16 protein-coding genes are annotated in these 20420 nt (G+C 72.8%); 9 read left to right on the top strand and 7 right to left on the bottom strand.

The genetic code is table 11. The features are described from left to right. Window positions 1-21: 21 nt before the first annotated feature. Both ACGFMM_RS12720 and ACGFMM_RS12715 read right to left on the bottom strand, forming a co-directional pair. Window positions 22-795, bottom strand: a complete 774-nt coding sequence (locus tag ACGFMM_RS12720) for an SDR family NAD(P)-dependent oxidoreductase (RefSeq protein ID WP_393645866.1) — start codon at window positions 793-795, stop codon at window positions 22-24. A gap of 98 nt (window positions 796-893) precedes the next feature. Further along, window positions 894-1565 (bottom strand): MOSC domain-containing protein, encoded by a 672-nt coding sequence (locus ACGFMM_RS12715; protein ID WP_393645865.1) that lies wholly within the window; start codon window positions 1563-1565, stop codon window positions 894-896. Window positions 1566-1644: 79 nt separating this feature from the next. Here ACGFMM_RS12715 and ACGFMM_RS12710 point away from each other — a divergent pair, with 79 nt between their 5' ends. Continuing rightward, the gene (locus ACGFMM_RS12710; RefSeq protein WP_393645863.1) at window positions 1645-2535 is read left to right on the top strand and encodes a LysR family transcriptional regulator; all 891 of its coding nucleotides are present in this window, start codon (window positions 1645-1647) and stop codon (window positions 2533-2535) included. A gap of 273 nt (window positions 2536-2808) precedes the next feature. On the opposite strand, the gene ACGFMM_RS12705 is transcribed toward ACGFMM_RS12710, so the two are convergent. Beyond that, window positions 2809-3171, bottom strand: a complete 363-nt coding sequence (locus tag ACGFMM_RS12705) for a WhiB family transcriptional regulator (RefSeq protein ID WP_393645861.1) — start codon at window positions 3169-3171, stop codon at window positions 2809-2811. A gap of 451 nt (window positions 3172-3622) precedes the next feature. On the opposite strand from ACGFMM_RS12705, the gene ACGFMM_RS12700 reads away from it, so the two are divergent. The 4 genes from ACGFMM_RS12700 to ACGFMM_RS12685 all read left to right on the top strand — a co-directional run bounded on the left by ACGFMM_RS12700 (window position 3623) and on the right by ACGFMM_RS12685 (window position 8061). Next, on the top strand, window positions 3623-4234 hold the full coding sequence (locus tag ACGFMM_RS12700; protein WP_003948568.1) for a response regulator transcription factor: 612 nt from the start codon (window positions 3623-3625) through the stop codon (window positions 4232-4234). A gap of 351 nt (window positions 4235-4585) precedes the next feature. Next, on the top strand, window positions 4586-5188 hold the full coding sequence (locus ACGFMM_RS12695; RefSeq protein ID WP_393645859.1) for a sigma-70 family RNA polymerase sigma factor: 603 nt from the start codon (window positions 4586-4588) through the stop codon (window positions 5186-5188). A 140-nt stretch (window positions 5189-5328) separates the two neighbouring features. Beyond that, window positions 5329-6831, top strand: coding sequence for an IMP dehydrogenase (gene guaB, locus ACGFMM_RS12690; protein WP_393645858.1), 1503 nt, complete (start codon window positions 5329-5331; stop codon window positions 6829-6831). Window positions 6832-6936: 105 nt separating this feature from the next. After that, on the top strand, window positions 6937-8061 hold the full coding sequence (locus ACGFMM_RS12685; protein ID WP_393645856.1) for a GuaB3 family IMP dehydrogenase-related protein: 1125 nt from the start codon (window positions 6937-6939) through the stop codon (window positions 8059-8061). A 32-nt stretch (window positions 8062-8093) separates the two neighbouring features. Here the strand turns inward: ACGFMM_RS12685 and ACGFMM_RS12680 are convergent, their stop codons facing one another. The 3 genes from ACGFMM_RS12680 to ACGFMM_RS12670 all read right to left on the bottom strand — a co-directional run bounded on the left by ACGFMM_RS12680 (window position 8094) and on the right by ACGFMM_RS12670 (window position 10500). Further along, window positions 8094-8543: a hypothetical protein gene (locus tag ACGFMM_RS12680; RefSeq protein ID WP_393645855.1), complete on the bottom strand. Its 450-nt coding sequence runs from the start codon at window positions 8541-8543 to the stop codon at window positions 8094-8096. 131 nt (window positions 8544-8674) lie between these two features. After that, complete coding sequence (locus ACGFMM_RS12675) at window positions 8675-9166, bottom strand: hypothetical protein (protein ID WP_393645853.1); 492 nt, start codon at window positions 9164-9166, stop codon at window positions 8675-8677. Window positions 9167-9258: 92 nt separating this feature from the next. Further along, window positions 9259-10500, bottom strand: a complete 1242-nt coding sequence (locus ACGFMM_RS12670; RefSeq protein WP_393645852.1) for a nucleotide sugar dehydrogenase — start codon at window positions 10498-10500, stop codon at window positions 9259-9261. A 243-nt stretch (window positions 10501-10743) separates the two neighbouring features. On the opposite strand from ACGFMM_RS12670, the gene ACGFMM_RS12665 reads away from it, so the two are divergent. Then, a complete protein-coding gene (locus ACGFMM_RS12665; protein ID WP_393645851.1) occupies window positions 10744-12450 on the top strand; it encodes a glycerol-3-phosphate dehydrogenase/oxidase in 1707 nt (568 codons plus the stop codon). Window positions 12451-12511: 61 nt separating this feature from the next. Here the strand turns inward: ACGFMM_RS12665 and ACGFMM_RS12660 are convergent, their stop codons facing one another. Continuing rightward, window positions 12512-13519, bottom strand: coding sequence for a serine hydrolase domain-containing protein (locus tag ACGFMM_RS12660; protein ID WP_393645849.1), 1008 nt, complete (start codon window positions 13517-13519; stop codon window positions 12512-12514). Window positions 13520-13680: 161 nt separating this feature from the next. On the opposite strand from ACGFMM_RS12660, the gene ACGFMM_RS12655 reads away from it, so the two are divergent. From ACGFMM_RS12655 to ACGFMM_RS12645, 3 genes are all read left to right on the top strand, one after another. After that, window positions 13681-15747, top strand: coding sequence for a serine/threonine-protein kinase (locus ACGFMM_RS12655; RefSeq protein ID WP_393645847.1), 2067 nt, complete (start codon window positions 13681-13683; stop codon window positions 15745-15747). Between the two features lie 135 nt (window positions 15748-15882). Then, window positions 15883-18675: a protein kinase gene (locus ACGFMM_RS12650; protein ID WP_393645846.1), complete on the top strand. Its 2793-nt coding sequence runs from the start codon at window positions 15883-15885 to the stop codon at window positions 18673-18675. Window positions 18676-18799: 124 nt separating this feature from the next. Next, on the top strand, window positions 18800-20407 hold the full coding sequence (locus ACGFMM_RS12645) for a serine/threonine-protein kinase (RefSeq protein ID WP_393645844.1): 1608 nt from the start codon (window positions 18800-18802) through the stop codon (window positions 20405-20407). Window positions 20408-20420 lie beyond the last annotated feature (13 nt).

Here is a 20420-nt window from a genome sequence, read left to right as displayed (position 1 = left end):
AAGCGTGTGAAAGAGCAGGTCTCAGTTCGGCCCGTACGAGCGGCCTGCCTTGGCGGACACCCCGCCGAGCAGGCCGCGCGGCGCCAGCTTCACGAGGCCCATCAGCGCCTTGTACCGCGGGTCCGGGATGGACAGCGACTTGCCGCGCGCCAGGTCGGCGAGGGCCGCGGTCACCAGCTTGTCGGCGTCCAACCACATCCAGCCCGGGATGTTCTCGGTGCCCATCCCGGCCCGCTCGTGGAACTCGGTCCGCACGAACCCCGGGCAGAGCGCCATCAGCCGCACCCCGCTGCCCGCGAGGTCCCGGGCCGCGCCCTGCGTGAACTGCACGACCCACGCCTTCGACGCGCCGTACGTGCCGCGCGGCACGAACGCGGCCACGGACGCCACGTTGACCACGCCGCCGCGACCCCGCGTCCGCATCCCCGGCACGGCCGCCGCGGTCAGCCGCAGCACCGCCTCGCAGTGCACCGTGAGCATCTTCAACTCGTCGGCCATCGGGACCTCGAGGAACCGGCCCTTGTTCCCGAAGCCCGCGTTGTTCACCAGCAGGTCCACCGGGTTCTTGGGGTCGGACAGCCGGGCCTCCACGGCCGCGATGCCCTTCTCCTCCGCCAGGTCCGCCGAGAGCACCTCGGCCTCGATGCCGTGCCGGTCGTGCAGCTCGGTGGCCTGCTCGCGCAGCCGGGTCAGATCGCGCGCCACCAGCACCACGTCGTGGCCGTCGGCGGCCAGCCGGCGTGCGAACGCCGCGCCGATGCCCGCCGTCGCGCCCGTAATCAATGCAGTCGTCATACGCGGCAACTTAGTGCCCCGGCGACGGCCCCCACGCGCCGCCGTCCCACCCGTCGCCGCGCTCCCCGTCCCGCCCGCCGCCCTGGCCGCCGTCCTTGCTACGCGCCGTACTTGGCCGTGTACGTACGCGCGGTCTCCAGCAGCCCGGACTCCATCCACGCGGCCGCCACCAGCGTCCGCGGCAGCAGCGTGCGCTCGGTCGTGACGGCCCGGTGCAGCAGCGCGACGGTGATGTCGTGGTCGGGGCGGTGCACCACGCCCACCGCGTCGCCCGCCCGGATCTCGCCCGGCTCGATCACCCGCAGCAGCGCGCCGGGACCGGCGTCGGACTCCGTGAAGCGGGGCATCCAGCCGCTCTCCTCCAGGAAGCCTGCGAACGTACGGCACGGGATGCGGCCGCCGGTGACCTCGAGGACCAGGTCCGGGCCGATCCGCCAGCGCTCGCCGATCAGCGCGCCGTTCACGTCCAGGCCGCGGGTGGTGAGGTTCTCGCCGAACGAGCCGTTCGCCAGCGGCCGGCCCAGTTCCTTCTCCCACCGGTCCAGGTCCTCGCGCGCGAAGGCGTACGCGGCGCGGTCGTCGCCGCCGTGGAACCGCAGGTCGCACACCGCGTCCCCGGCCACCCCGCCGCCCGCGACGCCCCGCGGGCCCGGGGCCTCGACCCGTACCGGACCCTCGACCGGCCGCTTGTCGATGCCGGACGTGCCCGAGGGGGCGTTGGTGTACTCGACGGGCCGGGCCTGTCCGACGTTCACACTGAGAAGCTCCATGACAGCACCCTAGGCCAGTACCCTCAAAGCTTCATCTCGATATTGGCCGTCGAGCCCAAGCCTCGCTTATGCTCGAAGGATGATCGAGGCCCGCCATCTCCGCGTCCTGCGCGCCGTCGCCGCGACCGGTTCCTTCTCCGCCGCCGCCCGCGAACTGGGCTGCACCCAGCCCGCGGTGAGCCAGCAGATGAAGGCCCTGGAGTCGTCGGCCGGCACCCCGCTGCTGGTCCGCACCGGCCGCGAGATGCGGCTCACCCAGGCGGGCGAGGCGCTCGTCCGGCACGCCGTCGGCATCCTCGCCGGGCTCACCGCCGCCGAGGAGGAGGTCGCCGCGATCGCTGGACTGCGGGCCGGCCGGGTCCGGCTGGTCTCGTTCCCCAGCGGCAGCTCCACGCTGGTCCCGACCGCGCTCGCCGCGCTGCGCGCCGCTCATCCCGGTACCCGGGTCTCCCTGGTGGAGGCCGAGCCGCCGCGCTCGGTGGAGATGCTGCGCGAGGGCGACTGCGACATCGCCCTGGCCTTCCGGTACGGCGTGACCGCGGCCGAGTGGGACGACCTGGTCGTCCGCCCGCTGCTCGCCGACCGGCTCGTCGGTCTGGTCCCCGAGGGGCACCGGCTGGCGGCGGCCGAGTCCGTGGGCATCGCCGAACTCGCCGACGAGTCCTGGATCGCGGGCTGTCCGCGCTGCCGCCGGCAACTGGTGGATGTCTGCGAGCGCGCGGGCTTCACGCCGCGCATCGACTTCGCCACCGACGACTACCCGGCGGTGGTCGGCCTGGTCGGCGCGGGTCTGGGCGTGGCCGTGCTGCCGGAGCTGGCCATCGAGTCCGTACGGCCCAAGGGCGCCAGGACGGTGGCCGTGGAGCCGGCCGTGGAGCGCGAGATCGTGGCGCTCACCCTGCCGGACCTGGCCCAGGTCCCGGCGGTCGCGGCGACGCTGGACGAACTGGCCCGCGCGGCGAGCCGCTGAGCCGCACCGCCCCAAGGCGGAGCCGCTGAGCCATACCGCCCGGCCCGTACGGCGGCGCGCCCAGCCCGTACCGCGACACACCCGGCCCGTACCGCGATCCGCCGACCCGAACGGCCCACAGTCGTGCGGGCCCGCGCCCTCACCCGTACGGCGGAGCGCGACGTACCGCGCCGCACGCCCCCGGGCCGCGTGCGGTGCGGTGCCGCGGGCCGAGCGGATCCATCGCCCGGCCCCGGTGCGAGGTCGGCGGGTCAGGTCAGGTGAAACGTTCCTTCAGGCGCGCCCCGCACCTGCCGAGCTGGTGGCCGACGCCCGTGCCGTGACCGGCGTCGCCGGCGCCGCTGTCGTGATGAGACGGTTCCGTGCCCGTCCCATGAGTTCTTCGCGTTCGTCCTCGGTGAGGCCGCCCCATACGCCGTAGGGCTCCCGTACGGCGAGTGCGTGTGCCGCGCATTCCGCGCGGACAGGGCACCGCATGCACACCTCTTTCGCCGAGTTCTCGCGCGCACTCCGTGCCGCGCCGCGTTCTCCCTCGGGGTGGAAGAACAGAGAGCTGTCCACTCCGCGGCAGGCCGCGAGGAGTTGCCAGTCCCACAGGTCGGCGTTGGGTCCGGGAAGGCGGGAGAAATCTGCCATTGCGCTTGTCCCCTTGAAACCGTGTCGAACGGATAGGTGGGCGGTGTGGATGGCTGATGGACTACGGGCCGCTGCGGGCCCTCCTGCTGTCGGACGCCCGCTCCGCGGGCACGCCACGACCGTACAACTACTGTCGCAGTAGATGTAAATATGACTCATTGCGAATCTAGCCACAGACACCGCAAAAAGGGAAGAAAACCGACTGAATGGGGCATAGCTCCAAACGAAGGACGGCAGGCGTGCGTCGCTCTGCTCCGCGCACGCTCCCTCACGTAGAGTGCCGATCGTCGCTGTCCGACCCGTAACTCTTTCGGGTGACCATCGTTGAGAGTGCGGAGCGGTTGAAGGAACAAGCGATCGGGCAGGTGTCCGAGAGCGTCAACCGCACAGGTGACGATACGTACCAGCCCTGGAGGCTCAAGGTGACGCGCATCAGCTGCGGAGGGCGGCAATGACTTCCGTCCTCGTCTGCGACGACTCCCCGCTTGCCCGAGAGGCGCTCCGCCGCGCGGTCGCGACCGTGCCCGGCGTCGAGCGCGTGACCACCGCGGCCAACGGCGAGGAAGTCCTCCGCCGCTGGGGCGCGGACCGCTCGGACCTGATTCTGATGGATGTACGCATGCCCGGACTGGGCGGCGTGGAGACCGTCCGCCGGCTGCTCTCCGCGGACCCCGGCGCCCGCATCATCATGCTCACGGTCGCCGAGGACCTCGACGGCGTCGCCCTCGCGGTCGCCGCCGGCGCCCGCGGCTATCTGCACAAGGACGCCTCCCGCGCCGAGCTGCGGGCCACCGTCACCCAGGCGCTCGCCGACCCGACCTGGCGGCTGGCCCCGCGCCGGCTCCGTTCGGCCGAGATGGGTGCCGCGCCCACGCTCACCGCGCGCGAGATCCAGGTGCTGGAGGGCATGAGCCACGGCCGGTCCAACGCGGAGATCGGCCGCGAGCTGTTCCTCTCCGAGGACACGGTCAAGACCCACGCCAGGCGGCTGTTCAAGAAGCTGGGTGCCTCGGACCGGGCGCACGCCGTGGCGCTCGGCTTCCGCTGGGGCCTGGTCCGCTAGACACATGGCCGTGCGCATCCCCGTCCGCCCCGGGGCGGACGGGGTGGCCCCGTCTCCCCGTCCCTCCCCTCGCGGAGTGCGTTCGTCCCCTGCCGGGAAGCATCCCGAGGGGCGTCCGTCTCCCGCCGGGGAGCCTCCCGCGGAGCGTCCGGCTCCTCCCGTGGAGGACGGCTTGTGTCACTTCCCCGCGCGATGCCGCATCCTTGAGGTGTGGAGTTCCTCGGGGACGAGTCGATCGAGCGGAAGGGGAGGGCGACGGAGATGACGTCCGGCGCGCCTGCTCATAACGCTTCGGTGCACAACTACGGACGCGATGCCGCGAACCGCCGCGCGCCGGGGCACGATGGACCGATGCGCGACGACGAGACCGTGGGGTCGCCCACGCCCGCCGGGCCGGGGGAGATCGGAGCACTCGTCCGCCGTGCCGTCGAGGGCGACGAGCAGGCCACCCACGATCTGCTCGCCCGGGTGCACCCGCTCGCCCTGCGCTACTGCCGCACCCGGCTCAGCCGGCTGCCCGGCGACGCCCGCCACTTCGTCGAGGACCTCGCGCAGGAAGTCTGCGTCGCCGTCCTCATGGCGCTGCCCCGCTACCGGGACACCGGCCGGCCCTTCGAGGCCTTCGTCTTCGCCATCGCCGGACACAAGGTGGCCGACCTGCAGCGGGCCGCCATGCGGCACCCCGGTTCCACCGCCGTGCCCTCCGACGAGATGCCCGAGCGGCCCGACGACTCGCTCGGCCCGGAGGAGCGGGCGCTGCTCAGCGACGACGCGGAGTGGGCCAAGAAGCTGCTCGCGAACCTTCCGGAGAACCAGCGGGAGCTGCTGGTGCTGCGGGTCGCGGTCGGGCTGACCGCCGAGGAGACCGGGCAGATGCTCGGGATGTCGCCGGGCGCCGTCCGCGTCGCCCAGCACCGGGCCCTGAGCCGGCTGCGGGCCTTGGCCGAGCAGTAAGTGTTGCTGGGCAACGGCGTCCCTTTCGTATACGTACGAAGGTCCAAACATTGCCGCTGATCTTGCTCGTGGAATGAGACACCGCTCCAGCCCGTTAGCATGGACATCCGCACCGATCAAGGCCATTTGGGGAAGGTGTCATGACTGCCAACGTCGACGGAGTGCCCGAGAAATTCGCGACACTCGGGCTGACCTACGACGATGTGCTGCTGCTGCCGGGGTCGTCCGACATGGCGCCCGACGACATCGACACCGCTTCGTACGTGTCGAAGAACGTGCGCGTGAACATCCCGCTGCTGTCCGCGGCGATGGACAAGGTCACCGAGTCCCGGATGGCCATCGCCATGGCCCGCCAGGGCGGTGTCGGCGTCCTGCACCGCAATCTGTCCATCGCGGACCAGGCGAACCAGGTCGATCTGGTGAAGCGGTCCGAGTCGGGCATGGTCAGCGACCCGATCACGGTGCACCCGGACGCCACGCTCGCCGAGGCCGACGCGATCTGTGCCAAGTTCCGGATCAGCGGCGTGCCGGTCACCGACCCGGCGGGCAAGCTGCTCGGCATTGTCACCAATCGCGACATGGCCTTCGAGACCGACCGCAGCCAGCGCGTGCGCGAGATCATGACCCCGATGCCGCTGGTCACCGGCAAGGTCGGCATCTCCGGCGTCGACGCCATGGAGCTGCTGCGCCGCCACAAGATCGAGAAGCTGCCGCTGGTCGACGAGACGGGCCTGCTCAAGGGCCTGATCACCGTCAAGGACTTCGTCAAGGCGGAGCAGTACCCGAACGCCGCCAAGGACAAGGAAGGCCGGCTGCTCGTCGGCGCGGCCGTCGGCGTCGCCGGCGACTCGTTCGAGCGAGCCCAGGCCCTGATCGAGGCCGGTGTCGACTTCATCGTCGTCGACACCGCGCACGGCCACTCCCGGCTGGTCGGCGACATGATCGCCAAGATCAAGTCGAACTCGTCCGTCGACGTCGTCGGCGGCAATGTCGCCACCCGCGACGGCGCCCAGTCGCTGATCGACGCCGGAGCCGACGGCATCAAGGTCGGTGTGGGTCCCGGCTCCATCTGCACCACCCGCGTCGTCGCCGGCATCGGTGTCCCGCAGGTCAGCGCCATCTACGAGGCATCCCTCGCTGCCAAGGCGGCCGGCGTCCCGGTCATCGGCGACGGCGGTCTGCAGTACTCCGGTGACATCGCCAAGGCCCTGGTCGCGGGAGCCGACACGGTGATGCTCGGCTCCCTGCTCGCCGGCTGCGAGGAGTCCCCGGGCGAGCTGCTCTTCATCAACGGCAAGCAGTTCAAGTCGTACCGCGGCATGGGCTCGCTCGGCGCGATGCAGTCCCGCGGCGACCGCAAGTCGTTCTCGAAGGATCGCTACTTCCAGGAGGGCGTCGCCTCCGACGAGCAGCTGATCCCCGAGGGCATCGAGGGCCAGGTGGCCTACCGCGGCCCGCTGGCCTCCGTCGTGCACCAGCTCACCGGCGGTCTGCGCCAGTCGATGTTCTACGTCGGCGGCCGTACGGTCCCGGAGCTCCAGTCGAACGGCAAGTTCGTGCGCATCACGTCCGCGGGCCTCAAGGAGAGCCACCCGCACGACATCCAGATGACGGTCGAGGCGCCGAACTACAGCAGGAAGTAACGCGCACGCGAGCGAGGGGCGGTTCCGGGATGTGGCCGGAACCGCCCCTCGCGGCTGTGTCGGGGATACTGGTAGGCGCATACGTAGAGGGAAAGGCCACACATCGTGACTGAGATCGAGATCGGGCGCGGCAAGCGCGGCCGCAGGGCGTACGCGTTCGACGACATCGCCGTCGTACCGAGCCGGCGCACCCGGGACCCGAAGGAGGTCTCGATCGCCTGGCAGATCGACGCCTACCGGTTCGAGCTGCCCTTCCTGGCCGCCCCGATGGACTCGGTCGTGTCCCCGCAGACCGCCATCCGGATCGGCGAGCTCGGCGGCCTCGGCGTGCTGAACCTCGAGGGCCTGTGGACCCGGTACGAGGACCCGCAGCCGCTGCTGGACGAGATCGCCGAGATGGACGAGGCCACGGCGACCCGCCGCCTCCAGGAGATCTACGCGGCTCCGATCAAGGAGGAGCTGATCGGGCAGCGCATCAAGGAGGTGCGCGACTCGGGCGTGGTCACCGCCGCCGCGCTCTCCCCGCAGCGCACCGCGCAGTTCTCCAAGGCCGTCGTCGACGCCGGCGTGGACATCTTCGTGATCCGCGGCACCACCGTCTCCGCCGAGCACGTCTCCGGCGCTGCCGAGCCGCTGAACCTCAAGCAGTTCATCTACGAGCTGGACGTCCCGGTCATCGTCGGCGGCTGCGCCACGTACACCGCCGCCCTGCACCTGATGCGCACCGGCGCGGCGGGCGTCCTCGTCGGCTTCGGCGGCGGCGCGGCGCACACCACCCGCAACGTGCTCGGCATCCAGGTTCCGATGGCGACCGCGGTCGCCGACGTGGCCGCGGCCCGCCGCGACTACATGGACGAGTCCGGCGGCCGGTACGTGCACGTCATCGCGGACGGCGGCGTGGGCTGGTCGGGCGATCTGCCGAAGGCGATCGCCTGCGGTGCGGACGCCGTGATGATGGGCTCCCCGCTGGCCCGTGCCACGGACGCCCCCGGCAAGGGCCGGCACTGGGGCATGGAGGCCGTCCACGAGGACGTGCCGCGCGGCAAGCTCGTCGACCTGGGCATCGTGGGCACCACCGAGGAGGTCCTGACCGGCCCCTCGCACACGCCGGACGGCTCGATGAACTTCTTCGGCGCCCTGCGCCGGGCCATGGCGACCACGGGCTACAGCGAGCTCAAGGAGTTCCAGCGCGTCGAGGTCACGGTCGCGGACTCGCAGCACCGCCGCTGACGTACGACCGCTGACGCACTGCGCGTACGTGCCTAGCGGGCGCCGCCCTTGCGGACGCCCGCTACGGCACCGGCGGCGGCCAGGGCGAAGAACAGAACCGTGTACATGTCCCGGAAGATCACGTCCCAGGTCTCGTCCACCAGGGCGGAGTGACTCAGGAAGATCTCGGTGAGCGGGATGTTCAGGTCCTGGCTGCTGATGAGCGCGGCGATGACGAGTTCGCCGAGGTAGACGCCGCCGATCGAGAACACGGCGGCGGCCGCCTGGAGGACCGGGTTCGCGCCACCCGCCTTGCCGGCCACGTATCCGGTGAGGAAGCCGACGCCGAAGGCGGCCCAGCCGATCTCGAAGTGGATCGTGCCGCCGACCACGCCGTACACGACCCCGCCGATCAACGCGACGATCACCGCCGCCAGAATGCCGAGCACCGCGCTGTCCCGCTCGGGCTCGGGGCGAGGCACGTGCGGGAAGTACTGGGACACCTGTGAATTCCCCCCGGAACGTTTGAACGCGCGTGCGAGCGTCAAAGTCCGGACACTAGCAGTCCGTTACATGAAGAGGCCCCGCACCCAAACCTGTGTGCGGGGCTTCGTCATGTACGAGCCGGTGCGGGTTACGCGCCGGCCTTGCGGACGCCGGCGAACGCGCCGACGCCGGCGAGCACGAAGAACAGGAACGTCATGACGTCCTTGCTCTCGCTCCAGACCTCGATCAGCAGGTCGAAGTTCTGGAAGAACATCTCCGTGAACCCGATCTTCAGCTCCTTGCCGGCGATCATCGCGATGGCGACGAGCTGGCCGAGGTAGACACCGCCGAGCGAGAACACGGCGGCGGCGGCCTGGAGGATCCGGTTCGGGCCGCCCACCTTGCCGGCCGCGAAGCCCGCGAGGAAGCCGACGCCGATCGCGGCCCAGCCGATCTCCCGCTCGATCTCGCCGGCGACGACACCGTAGACGATGCCGGCGACGAGCGCGGCGACCAGCGCCGCGGCGATGCCGAGGCCGAGGTTGGAGCGGGCCGGGGCCGGCGGAGCCGGGTACGGCTCGGGGGCGGGCGCGGCGCCGTCGGCGAACGGGTTGCCGGGCGGCGGAACGGGCTGAGACATGGTGCGGATCCCCCCTGGGACGGTTGCGCACGCGTGTGCGAGGAAGAGGGCCGGAGACTAGCACTCCGCTCCGACAGCCGTCGCGGGGGTTCTCAGAGGCGGTGCGCTGCGCCCGCCGGGGTCGCGCCGCGGGTGTCGAGGAGGAGCTGGGCCTTCACCGCCAGGCCCTGGAGGTCGTACGTGCGGTGGTGCTGCAGCAGGACCGTCAGATCGGCGTCGGCGGCCGCCTCGTAGAGGGAGTCGGCGCGGGGGACGGGCAGTTCGCGTACCCGCCAGTCGAGGACGTGCGGGTCGTGGAAGCTGACCGCCGCGCCGAGGTCCGTCAGCCGGCGGGCGATCTCGGTGGCGGGGGTGGCCTGGCGGTCGGCGAGGTCGGGCTTGTACGTGACGCCGAGGAGCAGGATCCGGGCGCCGCGGGCGGACTTGCCGTGCTCGTTGAGGAGCGTGGTGCAGCGCTGGACGACGTACTGCGGCATCCGCTCGTTGACCTGGCTCGCCAGCTCGACCATGCGCAGCGGGCGGTGCGCGCCGAGGGCGTCGACGGGGACGCCGTGGCCGCCGACGCCGGGGCCGGGGCGGAAGGCCTGGAAGCCGAACGGCTTGGTCTCGGCGCAGCGGATGACGTCCCACAGGTCGACGCCGATCTCGTGGCAGAGCACCGCCATCTCGTTGACCAGCGCGATGTTGACGTGCCGGAAGTTGGTCTCCAGGAGCTTGACGGTCTCGGCCTCGCGCGGGCCGCGGGCGCGCACGACCTTGTCGGTGAGGCGTCCGTAGAAGGCGGCGGCGGACTCGGTGCAGGCGGGGGTGAGCCCGCCGATGACCTTGGGGGTGCCGGTGTAGCCGCGGGTGCGGCTGCCGGGGTCGAGCCGGTCGGGGGAGTACGCGAGGTGGAAGTCGCGGCCGGCGCGCAGTCCGGAGCCGGTTTCGAGCAGGTCGCGCAGGACCCCCTCGGTGGTGCCGGGCGGGACGGGGGACTCCAGCAGGACGGTGGTGTGCGGGCGGAGCCGGGCGGCCAGCGCGCGGGCGGCGTCGGTGACGGCGGTGAGGTCGAGGGCGTGGTCGGCGCCGGGCGGCGTGGGGGCGCAGATGACGGCGGTGCGGACCCGGCCGAGTTCGGCCGACTGGGTGGTCGGCCGGAAGCCCCCCGAGAGCATCCGGCGGATCTCCGAGGCGGTGAGCGAGCCGTCGACGGGCGGGCGGCCCGCGGCGAGTTCGGCGACGGCTCGCGGGTCGGTGTCGAAGCCGATGGTGTCGATGCCGGCGGCGATGGCGGCCTGGGCGAGGGGGAGTCCGTGGTGGCCGAGGCCGATGACGGCGAGATCAGCGGGCATGGAGGTGGGCCGTCCTTCCCAGTAGCCGGAGGGGACGCGGTGCGCAAGCCCTGTGGACAGAACGGGGCGAGTGCAATGTCAGACTAGGCGTAAATATGACCGACATGCGGCATTGCGAGGTCGAAGTCTCCGAGTGTTATCCACAGAACGTGACGGGCGGTGGCTGAAGTCGGAGGGGCGGGACAGAATCGTCTGTGAGCCCGACCACACGGGCGACCTCGCGGGGGACGACGGGAGGCAGCGGTGAGGACAGCGACACTGGGGCCGGCCGAGCGCGCCGAAGCGCTCGCGGACATGGCCGAGCGCGAGCTGGACGTGCTGGTGGTGGGCGGCGGCGTGGTCGGCGCCGGCACGGCGCTCGACGCGGCCACGCGCGGACTGGCGACCGGCATCGTCGAGGCCCGTGACTGGGCGTCGGGCACGTCCAGCCGGTCGAGCAAGCTGATCCACGGCGGGCTGCGCTACCTGGAGATGCTCGACTTCGCGCTGGTGCGTGAGGCGTTGAAGGAGCGCGGTCTGCTCCTCGAACGGCTCGCGCCGCACCTGGTGAAGCCCGTGCCGTTCCTCTACCCGCTGCAGCACAAGGGCTGGGAGCGGTTCTACGTGGGCTCCGGCATCGCGCTGTACGACACGATGTCGGTCTCCTCCGGGCACGGCCGCGGCCTGCCGGTGCATCGTCACCTCAGCCGCCGGCGCGCGCTGCAGGTCGCACCCTGCCTGAGGAAGGACGCCCTGGTGGGTGCGTTGCAGTACTACGACGCCCAGATGGACGACGCCCGCTTCGTCGCCACGCTGGTGCGCACCGCGGCGAGCTACGGGGCGAAGGCCGCCAGCCGGGCCCGGGTGGTCGGCTTCCTGCGCGAGGGCGAGCGGGTGGTCGGCGCGCGGGTGCAGGACGTGGAGGCGGGAGCGGAGTACGAGATCCGCGCCCGGCAGATCGTCAACGCGACCGGGGTGTGGACGGACGACACCCAGGCGCTCATCGCAGAACGGGGGCAGTTCCATGTACGCGCGTCGAAGGGCATCCACCTGGTGGTGCCCAAGGACCGGATCCACTCGAATACCGGTCTGATCCTGCGGACCGAGAAGTCCGTGCTGTTCGTGATCCCCTGGGGGCGGCACTGGATCGTCGGCACCACGGACACCGGCTGGGACCTGGACAAGGCCCATCCGGCGGCCTCCAGCGCCGACATCGACTATCTCCTCGAACGCGTCAACAGCGTGCTGGCGGTGCCGCTGGGCCGGGACGACGTCCAGGGCGTGTACGCCGGGCTGCGGCCGCTGCTCGCCGGAGAGTCGGACGCCACCAGTCTGCTCTCGCGCGAGCACACCGTCGCCCACCCCGTGCCCGGGCTCGTGGTGGTCGCCGGCGGCAAGTACACGACGTACCGGGTGATGGCGAAGGACGCGGTGGACGAGGCGGTGCACGGCCTCGACACACGGGTCGCCGCCTGCGTCACCGAGGACGTGCCGCTGCTCGGCGCGGAGGGCTATCGGGCGCTGTGGAACGCGAGGGCCAGAATCGCCGCGCGGCACGGTCTGCACGTCGTCCGGGTCGAGCATCTGCTCAACCGCTACGGCTCGCTGACGGAGGAACTGCTCGACCTGATCGCCGCCGACCCGCGGCTCGGCGAACCGCTGGCGGCGGCGGACGACTATCTGCGGGCGGAGATCGTGTACGCCGCCTCGCACGAGGGGGCGCGGCACCTGGACGACGTGCTGACCCGCCGGACCAGGATCTCGATCGAGACCTTCGACCGGGGGACGCTCAGCGCACGGGAGTGCGCCGAGCTGATGGCGCCCGTACTGGGCTGGGACAAGAACCAGATCGAGAAGGAGGTCGAACACTACGAGAAGCGGGTGGAGGCGGAACGGGAGTCGCAGCGCCAGCCGGACGACCTGACGGCGGACGCGGCACGGCTGGGCGCGCCGGACATCGTGCCGATCTGAGCGGGGCGCCCGGCGCGCCGGGCGGCTCGTGGCGAACCGGGATGCGGGAGCGAACCGGGGTTCAGGGGCAGAACGTGGAGTCCAGCAGGGCCCGTTGGAGTCCGCGGTCGGCCGGGCGGTCGGTGGTGACCCGGAAGACGAGGGTGCGGCGGCCGTCGGCGGTGACCGCCGCCCGGACGGCGCTGCCGGTGATCCGGCCGCTGTGCCCCCAGACGGTGACCCCGCACGCGAGCCGTACGGGCTCGACGGCCATGCCGTAGCGGCTGCCGGTGGCCGAGGTGTCGAGCAGTTCGCGTTGCTGGGCGGGCGGGAGCAGCCGGCCGCCGAGCAGGGCGGAGTAGAAGCGGCTCAGATCGTCGAGGGTGGACACCAGCTCGCCCGCCGCCCCCGCGGTGCTGGGGTCGACCGGGGGTTCGCCCGGGCGGTGCGGGGCGGGCAGGGTGCGGCGGGCGCCGGGGAAGGAAGTGCCGGTCAGGGCGAGAGGGGTGAGGATGCGGCGGTGCGCCTCGGCTGCGTAGGAGCGGCCCGTGACGCGCTCGACGAGCAGACCGAGCAGGACGTAGTTGGTGTTGGAGTACGCGAACGAGCCCACCGGGCCCGGGGCGTGGGCCAGAGCGGTCCGCAGCGCCGCGGCCGGGGTGACGGGCGGAGGGGAGGCGCCGGCGCGGACGTAGTCGTACAGGCCGCTGGTGTGCGTGAGCAGGGTGCGGACCGTGATGCGGGGGTCGAGCGGGCGGCCGGGGACCGGTTCGCCGAGCCGGGCCCGGACGGGTTCGTCCAGGCGCAACCGGCCCTCGGCGACGAGCTGCAGGACCACGGTCGCCAGGAAGGTCTTGGTGAGGCTGCCGGCCCGGAAGTGCTCGTCCCGGCGGACGGCGGGCGCGCCCGCCGTCGTGAACCGGTCCGGTGCGCCCGGCGCGGTGACCAGCGCGGCTGCGGCGGGGGCGCCGCCCTCGGTGACGAACCGGGCCAGGAGGGGAGGAGTCGGTTCCGCGGCGAGGGACGCCGGGGCCAGCCCGAGGACGGCCGCGACCAGGAGCGCGGCGAGTCGGGTGCGGGCCGGTGGCATGGTGGGATTCCCTTCGTCCGAGGCCATCCTTCCGGAGTGCGGACCCCGGAGCGGCACCGGTCCCGGTGTGAGGGACAATGGGCTGTCTTCCGGGGCGGGTTACCGCATCAAAGCGGGACGCGGTGGACGCGGGCGAGGACGAGGGATCGCAGAGGGGACGCATGTCGGAGGCGGAGCAGTCGCGGAGCACGGCGCCAGAGGGTGCCGAAACCGACGACAACCGGGGTGTGGTTCCTGCGGCGCGTGAGGGGGAGCGTCCGGACGAGGCCGTCCGTGACGAGCCCGTCCGTGACGAGCCCGCGGACGCGTCCGCGGCGAAGGACGGGGCGAAGGCCGAGCAGAAGGCCGAGGACGAGGCCGCCCGGTCGGCCGGCGCGGCGTTCGGGAAGGCTCCGGCGCCGACGGCCGAGGGACGGCTGCTCGCGGGCCGGTACCGGCTGGGCAAGGTGCTCGGCCGGGGCGGCATGGGCACCGTCTGGCGCGCCGTCGACGAGACGCTCGGCCGGACCGTCGCCGTGAAGGAACTCCGCTTCCCCAACAGCATCGACGAGGACGAGAAGCGCCGCCTCATCACCCGCACCTTGCGCGAGGCGAAGGCCATCGCCCGGGTCCGCAACAACGGCGCGGTGACCGTCTTCGACGTCGTCGACGAGGACGACCGCCCGTGGATCGTGATGGAACTCGTCGAGGGCAAGTCCCTCGCCGACGCCATCCGTGAGGACGGCACGCTCACCCCGCGCCGTGCGGCCGAGGTCGGCCTCGCCATCCTCGACGTGCTCCGCTCCGCGCACCGCGAGGGCATCCTGCACCGGGACGTGAAGCCCTCCAACGTGCTGATCGCCGAGGACGGCCGGGTCGTCCTCACCGACTTCGGCATCGCCCAGGTCGAGGGCGACCCCTCGATCACCTCCACCGGCATGCTCGTCGGTGCGCCCTCCTACATCTCGCCCGAGCGGGCCCGCGGCCACAAGCCCGGCCCCGCGGCCGACCTGTGGTCGCTGGGCGGTCTGCTGTACGCGAGCGTCGAGGGCAGCCCGCCGTACGACAAGGGCTCCGCCATCGCCACGCTCACCGCGGTGATGACCGAGCCGGTCGACCCGCCGAAGAACGCGGGCCCCGGGCTGGAGAAGGTCATCTTCGGCCTGCTCGCCAAGGATCCGGCGCAGCGCCTCGACGACGCCGGCGCCCGCGCGCTGCTCGAGGGGGTGCTCGCCGAGCCCGCCCCGGCGGCCGCCGAGCCGTCGCCGGAGAAGACGCGGGTCGTCCCGCTGCCCCCGGTCCCGCCGGACGAGCCGGCGGCGAAGCCGCGTACGGACAAGCCCGTCGACGCCGCCGCCGAGCGGATGCGGGGCGCGCTGAAGTCCGTACGGAACGCGGCGGCCGCGGCCCAACAGAAGCAGAAGCAACAGAAGCGTCAGCGGCCCGAGGGGGCCGCGCCGGTCCGGGCCTCGCTGACCGACGTCGTCCCGCGCCGCACGCTGGTGATCATCGCCCTGGTCGCGGCCCTCGCCGTGCTCGCGACGGTCCTCGCCATCGTGTTCAACGGCGACGACGACAAGGCCAAGGGCGCCGCCGGCCGGGGAGGCGACAAGAACGCCTCGTCCGGTTCGGCCGCCGACGCCCCCGGCACCGGCACCGGCACGTCACCGAGCGACCCCGGCAGCCAGGGCGGCGAGAAGGACGCCGGCGAAACCGGCGGCGACGCCAAGCCGTCCGGCACCCCGCCGTCCGGCGGGGCGAGCACCGCTCCCGGTGCGGGCGGCGCGCAGCTGCCCGCCGGCTACACGCAGGTGACCAACGCCCGCTTCCACTTCACCATGGCCATGCCGGCCGGCTTCAAGCTGACCGGCATAGCCGGCCAGAACTCCGGCGCGATATTCAGCGCCTCCGGCGGCTTCCCGCGCGTCCAGGTGGACTTCAACGACAGCCCCAAGGACGACGCTGCCGCGGCCTGGGCGTCCGCGGTCCCCGCGGTCTCCGCGAGCAGCAGCGGCTACCGGCACCTCGGCATCAAGAAGGTCGCGTACAAGGGGTACCCGACCGTCGCCGACTGGGAGTTCGAGCGCAACCAGCAGGGCATGCGGGTCCACGTCCTCAACCGCGGTTTCAAGGTGGACGACTCGCACGGCTACTCGATCATGATCAGCTGCAAGGCGAGTGAGTGGAACGGCCCCGAGTGCCGCACGCTGCGGGAGACGGCGTTCGCGACATTCAGCCCCAAGGACTGACTCACGCCACGTATCGTGGAGAACCGCGGACCGTACGCAGCCGAGCCGTGCCGTGAACTGTACGGAACCCGACCGGAAATGACGGTTTCGCACTGACTGCGGGGCCGGGGGACAGCACGCTGCTGGGGAGGCGTCGTGGACGACTACGCGGGGAGGGTGCTCGCCGACCGTTACCGCCTGCCGTTGCCGCCCTCCGACGCGTACGAACTCGTCGAGACCCGGGCGTTCGACACGTACAGCGGCCAGGAGGTGCTGGTCCGCCAGGTCCCGCTGCCCGAGGTCGTCGACGCGGAGGTCCTCGACGCGGACGGCCGCGCGTACGGCGCCGGAAACGGCCATGGCGGTGCGCCCCGCAAGGCGCAGGGGAGGGCCACCCGGCGGCCCAACGACCCGGCGGTCCGCCGGGCCATCGAGGCGGCGCAGGCCGCGGCGCAGATCCCCGACCACCCCCGGCTCGACCAGGTCTTCGACGTGTTCGCCGAGGCCGGCTCGCTGTGGATAGTGAGCGAACTGATCCCCGCCCGTCCGCTCGCCGCACTCCTCGCCGAGCGTCCGCTCGACCCGTACCGCGCCGCCGAGATCGCCTCCGATCTGCTCACCGCCCTGCGCGTACTCCACGCGCACGGCTGGACGCACCGGAACATCACCACGCGCACGGTCCTGATCTGCGACGACGGCCGTGTCGTCCTCACCGGTCTTGCCGCCGGCGCCGCCGAGGAGGCCCTCTGCGGCTACACCCCGATCCCGTCGGCGGACCACGGCACGGAGCCGGAGTACGACGACGAGCCCGAGGCCGAGGCCCCGTACGAGGCCGGGCCGGAGTACGAGGACCCGTCCGAGGCCGAGCCGTACGAGGACCCGTCCGCGTACGACGCCGGGGACCTGCCCGCGGCCCGGTCGCCGTACGCGCCCGTGTCCCCCTACGCCCCGTACGCACCCGCACCCGCGCCCGACGCGCCGGCCGCCGACTCCGTCTCCGGTTCCGACTCCCTCCTTCCCGTGCCCCGGCAGACGGGGAGCGAGCTGGAGCCCGTGCGGGCCGAACCGGCCGGGGGGCCGCCGAGTTCGGCGGCGGACGTGCGGGCGGCCCGGGCCGGCGCGATCGCCGCGTACCGCGCCGGGGCGCGTGCCGCCGCGCGCATCTCCGAGACGCGGGCCGCGCTGCCCGCCCAGCCGAACTCCGAGCCGGACTCCCGTCCGGAGTCCCAGCCGGACTCCGACGCGGGCGGGCGGCCCCCGGGCCCGCCCGCGCCGGCGGACGGCGCGCCCGAGCCGCAGTGGTGGGCCGAGGCCGCGGCCGACGACGAGGACGACGACGGCGGCGGCGACGACGAGTACGGGCCCGGGCCCGGCCGCGTCATGCTCGCCGGCACCTGGAGCGACGGGCCGCACGTCTCCCGCGACGGCGCCCCGCCCGTCCCGGCCGGCGGCGGCCTGCCCGCCCGCGTCTCCGACGCGGACCCCGCACGCCTGCCCGGCCGTTGGGAGGAGGTGGTCGCCGCGGGCGGCCCCCCGCCCGCGTACCGCGGCCCCGCCACCCCGCTCGCCGCCGAGCGGGCCCGCCAGGCCCGGATCGCCCTCGTCGGCCCGGTCACCGAGCGCTGGGCCCCCGAGCAGGCCGGCCCCGTCCACGAGAACTGGCAGCTCGCGCCGCCCATCGGCCCCGCCACCGACCTCTGGGCCCTCGGCGCGCTGCTCTACCGCGCGGTGCAGGGGCACGCCCCGTACCCCGAGGACAGTGCGGTCGAGCTGGTCCAGCTCGTCTGCGCGGAGCCGCCCGCCTTCGCCGAGGAGTGCGGTCCGCTCCGTCCCGTCGTCGAGTCCCTGCTGCGCCAGGACCCCACCGAGCGCCCCGACTTCGAGGAGCTGCGCGGCTGGCTCCGCTCGCTCATCAGGTCCGCGCCGGAGCCGGAGGCGGGCGCCGGGGCCGTGCCGCTGCCGCCCGACGACCCGACGCGGCTGCCCATCGTGCGCCGCCGCGGCGAGCTGGTCCGCAAGCGCCGGGGCCGGCACAAGAAGGGCAAGGAGGCCAAGGAGGCCAGGGGCGGCAGACAGAGCAACGGACAGAGCGGCGAGACCCGTCGCGCTGCCGCGCATGTCCACGCCGACGAGCAGGAGTTCCACGAGGAGCTGCCGCAGTACGCCGCGAAGCCCCTCAAGGCCCCCAAGCAGCCCAAGCAGCCCAAGCAGCCCAGAGCCGCCCGCCCCCCCAGAGCCCCCAGGCCGCCCAGAACGTCCGGCAGCCCGCGGGCGCTCGGCCGTGTCCTGCTGCTCCTGGTCCTGTTGCTGCTCGGCGGGGCCGTCGCGTACGCCTTCCTCTTCATGCCCGGACAGGGCGAGGAGGGCGGCGCCGCCGCGCCCGGTCCTCAGCAGCCGCAGCAGTCCGAACAGCCCCAGCCGCCGCAGCCCTCGCCGACTCCCACGCCGACCCCGACCCGCACACCCCCGCCCCAGCAGTCCCCGGCCCCCGACCTCGCCCCCGGCTACCGGCTCCACAAGGACCCCGAGGGTTTCCAGGTCGCGGTCGCCAAGGGCTGGAAGCGCTCGGGGAAGAACGCCGACGGCCAGATCCGCTTCACCAGCGGGGACTTCACCCTGCTCGTGGTCCCCGGCCGGGACACCGTGCAGGCAGGCGGTTCGGACCCGATGGCGTACCAGCGCACCAAGGAGCGCGAGCTCCAGCCGTGGCGGGAGTCCTCCTGGTCCGGCGCGACCGGGCTGCGTCGCATCGACGTGGGCCGGCAGGCCATGGCCGAGGGCCAGTTCACCTGGCAGGACGATGACGGCCGGGACCTGTACGTGCGCAACCTCGCCCTGATCGTGAACGGCCGTTACCACGTCGTCCAGGTGATCGGCCCGGACGCCCAGCGCGACAAGGTCTCCGAGGTCTACCAGCAGGCGGTGAAGGCCTACAGCGCCGCCCGCTGACACCGGCGCCGAAACCGGCGGGACACCGGTCTCCGGTCACAGTGCGGTTCCTATGCCCGCCCCGAGGTTCCGTGCCCCGTACCCCCCTCCGTAACCTGGCATCCGAAGGAACGGGCGGGGGAACGTGGAACACTCTCACAGCACAGGCGCCGGGCTCCTGCTCGCCGGTCGGTACCGGCTGAGCGAGTCCATCGGGCGCGGCGGCATGGGCAAGGTCTGGCGTGCCCACGATGAGGTCCTGCACCGCACCGTCGCGGTGAAGGAGCTGACGGCGGGACGGTTCGTGTCCGAGGCCGACCGGGCCGTGCTGCACGCCCGGACGCAGAAGGAGGCCCGCGCCGCCGCCCGGATCACGCACCCGGGCGTGGTCACCGTGCACGACGTCCTGGAGCACGACGACCGTCCGTGGATCGTCATGCAGTACGTCGACGGGCCCTCGCTCGCCGACGCGATGAAGGAGTCCACGCTCGACGCCCGCGAGGCCGCCCGGATCGGGCTGCACGTCCTCGGCGCGCTGCGCGCCGCGCACGCGGCCGGCGTGCTGCACCGTGACGTGAAGCCCGGAAACGTGCTGCTGGCCCGCGACGGCCGGGTGCTGCTCACCGACTTCGGCATCGCCGCTATCGAGGGCGACTCGACGATCACCCGGACCGGCGAACTCGTCGGCTCCATCGACTATCTGGCGCCCGAGCGGGTCCGCGGCGGCGCGCCCGGACCCTCCTCCGACCTGTGGTCGCTGGGCGCGACGCTGTACGCGGCCGTGCAGGGCGTGAGCCCGTTCCGCCGCGACTCGCCGATCACCACGATGCAGGCCGTGGTGACGGAGGAACCGGAGTTCCCGGAGAAGGCGGGTGCGCTCGCGCCGGTCATCACCGCGCTGCTGCGCAAGGACCCGGTGGGCCGGCCGGCGGCCGACGCGGCCGAGCGGATGCTGCTGGAGGCTATGGAGGGACGGACGCCGAAGGCGGCGCAGGCCTTCGTGCCGACCCAGCGGGTCGAGTCCGCCCAGCTCGACGCGGTCGTCACCCTCCAGCAGCCCGTGCCGCCCACCGCCGACTCCGCGGACACGGCGTCGTCCGCCCGGGCGTCGGGCGGCGGCCGGTGGCGTACGGCGGTCCTGGCGGCGGTCGTCGCCGGACTGGTCGCCGGCGCCGCGGTGTTCGCCGTGATGACGTACGGGAACGGGCCGGACGGCAAGGACGGCGGCAACCAGGTGCGCGGCCCCGGCCCGTCGGGGACGCCCAGCACCGACAAGGGCGACGACGTCCTCGACCCCGCGGACTGGCACCGCGTGAAGGACCCGGAGGGCTTCAGCATCCTCGTGCCCAAGGGCTGGAAGCGGCAGATCAACCACCAGGGCCAGATCGACTACACGCCCGACAACAACCGCCACATCCTGCGCATCAGCATCGACAAGACGCCCGACTTCGAGACGCCGCTGCTGCACGCCAAGGACCTGGAGAAGCAGCTGAAGCGGCGGGCCGACTACCAGCGGGTGCGGCTGAACCAGAACGTCTTCCGGGACCAGCAGTACGCCTGTCTGCTCGAGTTCACGTGGACCGAGCGGCAGAACAACCCGGGCCCGCGTCATGCCATCGACCAGTTCTACTACGGCGACGACGGCACGGAGTACGCGCTGTACGTGGCCTCGCCGGCGGAGGACTGGGAGACCACCCGCCGACAGTTCGATCACATGCTGAAAAGCTGGCAACCGCCGGGTGACCAGCAGTGAGGTTCGACAGGAT

The sequence above is a fragment of the Streptomyces sp. NPDC048604 genome (assembly GCF_043199435.1).
Taxonomy (GTDB): Bacteria; Actinomycetota; Actinomycetes; order Streptomycetales; family Streptomycetaceae; genus Streptomyces.
Note: the sequence above shows the minus strand (reverse complement) of the source record. Positions and strands in the feature narration are given on the sequence as shown.

What these genes read in the sequence shown, in the direction of transcription:
- ACGFMM_RS12660 (WP_393645849.1), bottom strand. Translation starts at nt 13,519, where the DNA reads ATGCCACCGGCCCGCACCCGACTCGCCGCGCTCCTGGTCGCGGCCGTC.
- guaB (WP_393645858.1), top strand. Translation starts at nt 5,329, where the DNA reads ATGACTGCCAACGTCGACGGAGTGCCCGAGAAATTCGCGACACTCGGG.
- ACGFMM_RS12655 (WP_393645847.1), top strand. Translation starts at nt 13,681, where the DNA reads ATGTCGGAGGCGGAGCAGTCGCGGAGCACGGCGCCAGAGGGTGCCGAA.
- ACGFMM_RS12710 (WP_393645863.1), top strand. Translation starts at nt 1,645, where the DNA reads ATGATCGAGGCCCGCCATCTCCGCGTCCTGCGCGCCGTCGCCGCGACC.
- ACGFMM_RS12675 (WP_393645853.1), bottom strand. Translation starts at nt 9,166, where the DNA reads ATGTCTCAGCCCGTTCCGCCGCCCGGCAACCCGTTCGCCGACGGCGCC.
- ACGFMM_RS12700 (WP_003948568.1), top strand. Translation starts at nt 3,623, where the DNA reads ATGACTTCCGTCCTCGTCTGCGACGACTCCCCGCTTGCCCGAGAGGCG.
- ACGFMM_RS12695 (WP_393645859.1), top strand. Translation starts at nt 4,586, where the DNA reads ATGCGCGACGACGAGACCGTGGGGTCGCCCACGCCCGCCGGGCCGGGG.
- ACGFMM_RS12670 (WP_393645852.1), bottom strand. Translation starts at nt 10,500, where the DNA reads ATGCCCGCTGATCTCGCCGTCATCGGCCTCGGCCACCACGGACTCCCC.
- ACGFMM_RS12705 (WP_393645861.1), bottom strand. Translation starts at nt 3,171, where the DNA reads ATGGCAGATTTCTCCCGCCTTCCCGGACCCAACGCCGACCTGTGGGAC.
- ACGFMM_RS12720 (WP_393645866.1), bottom strand. Translation starts at nt 795, where the DNA reads ATGACGACTGCATTGATTACGGGCGCGACGGCGGGCATCGGCGCGGCG.
- ACGFMM_RS12715 (WP_393645865.1), bottom strand. Translation starts at nt 1,565, where the DNA reads ATGGAGCTTCTCAGTGTGAACGTCGGACAGGCCCGGCCCGTCGAGTAC.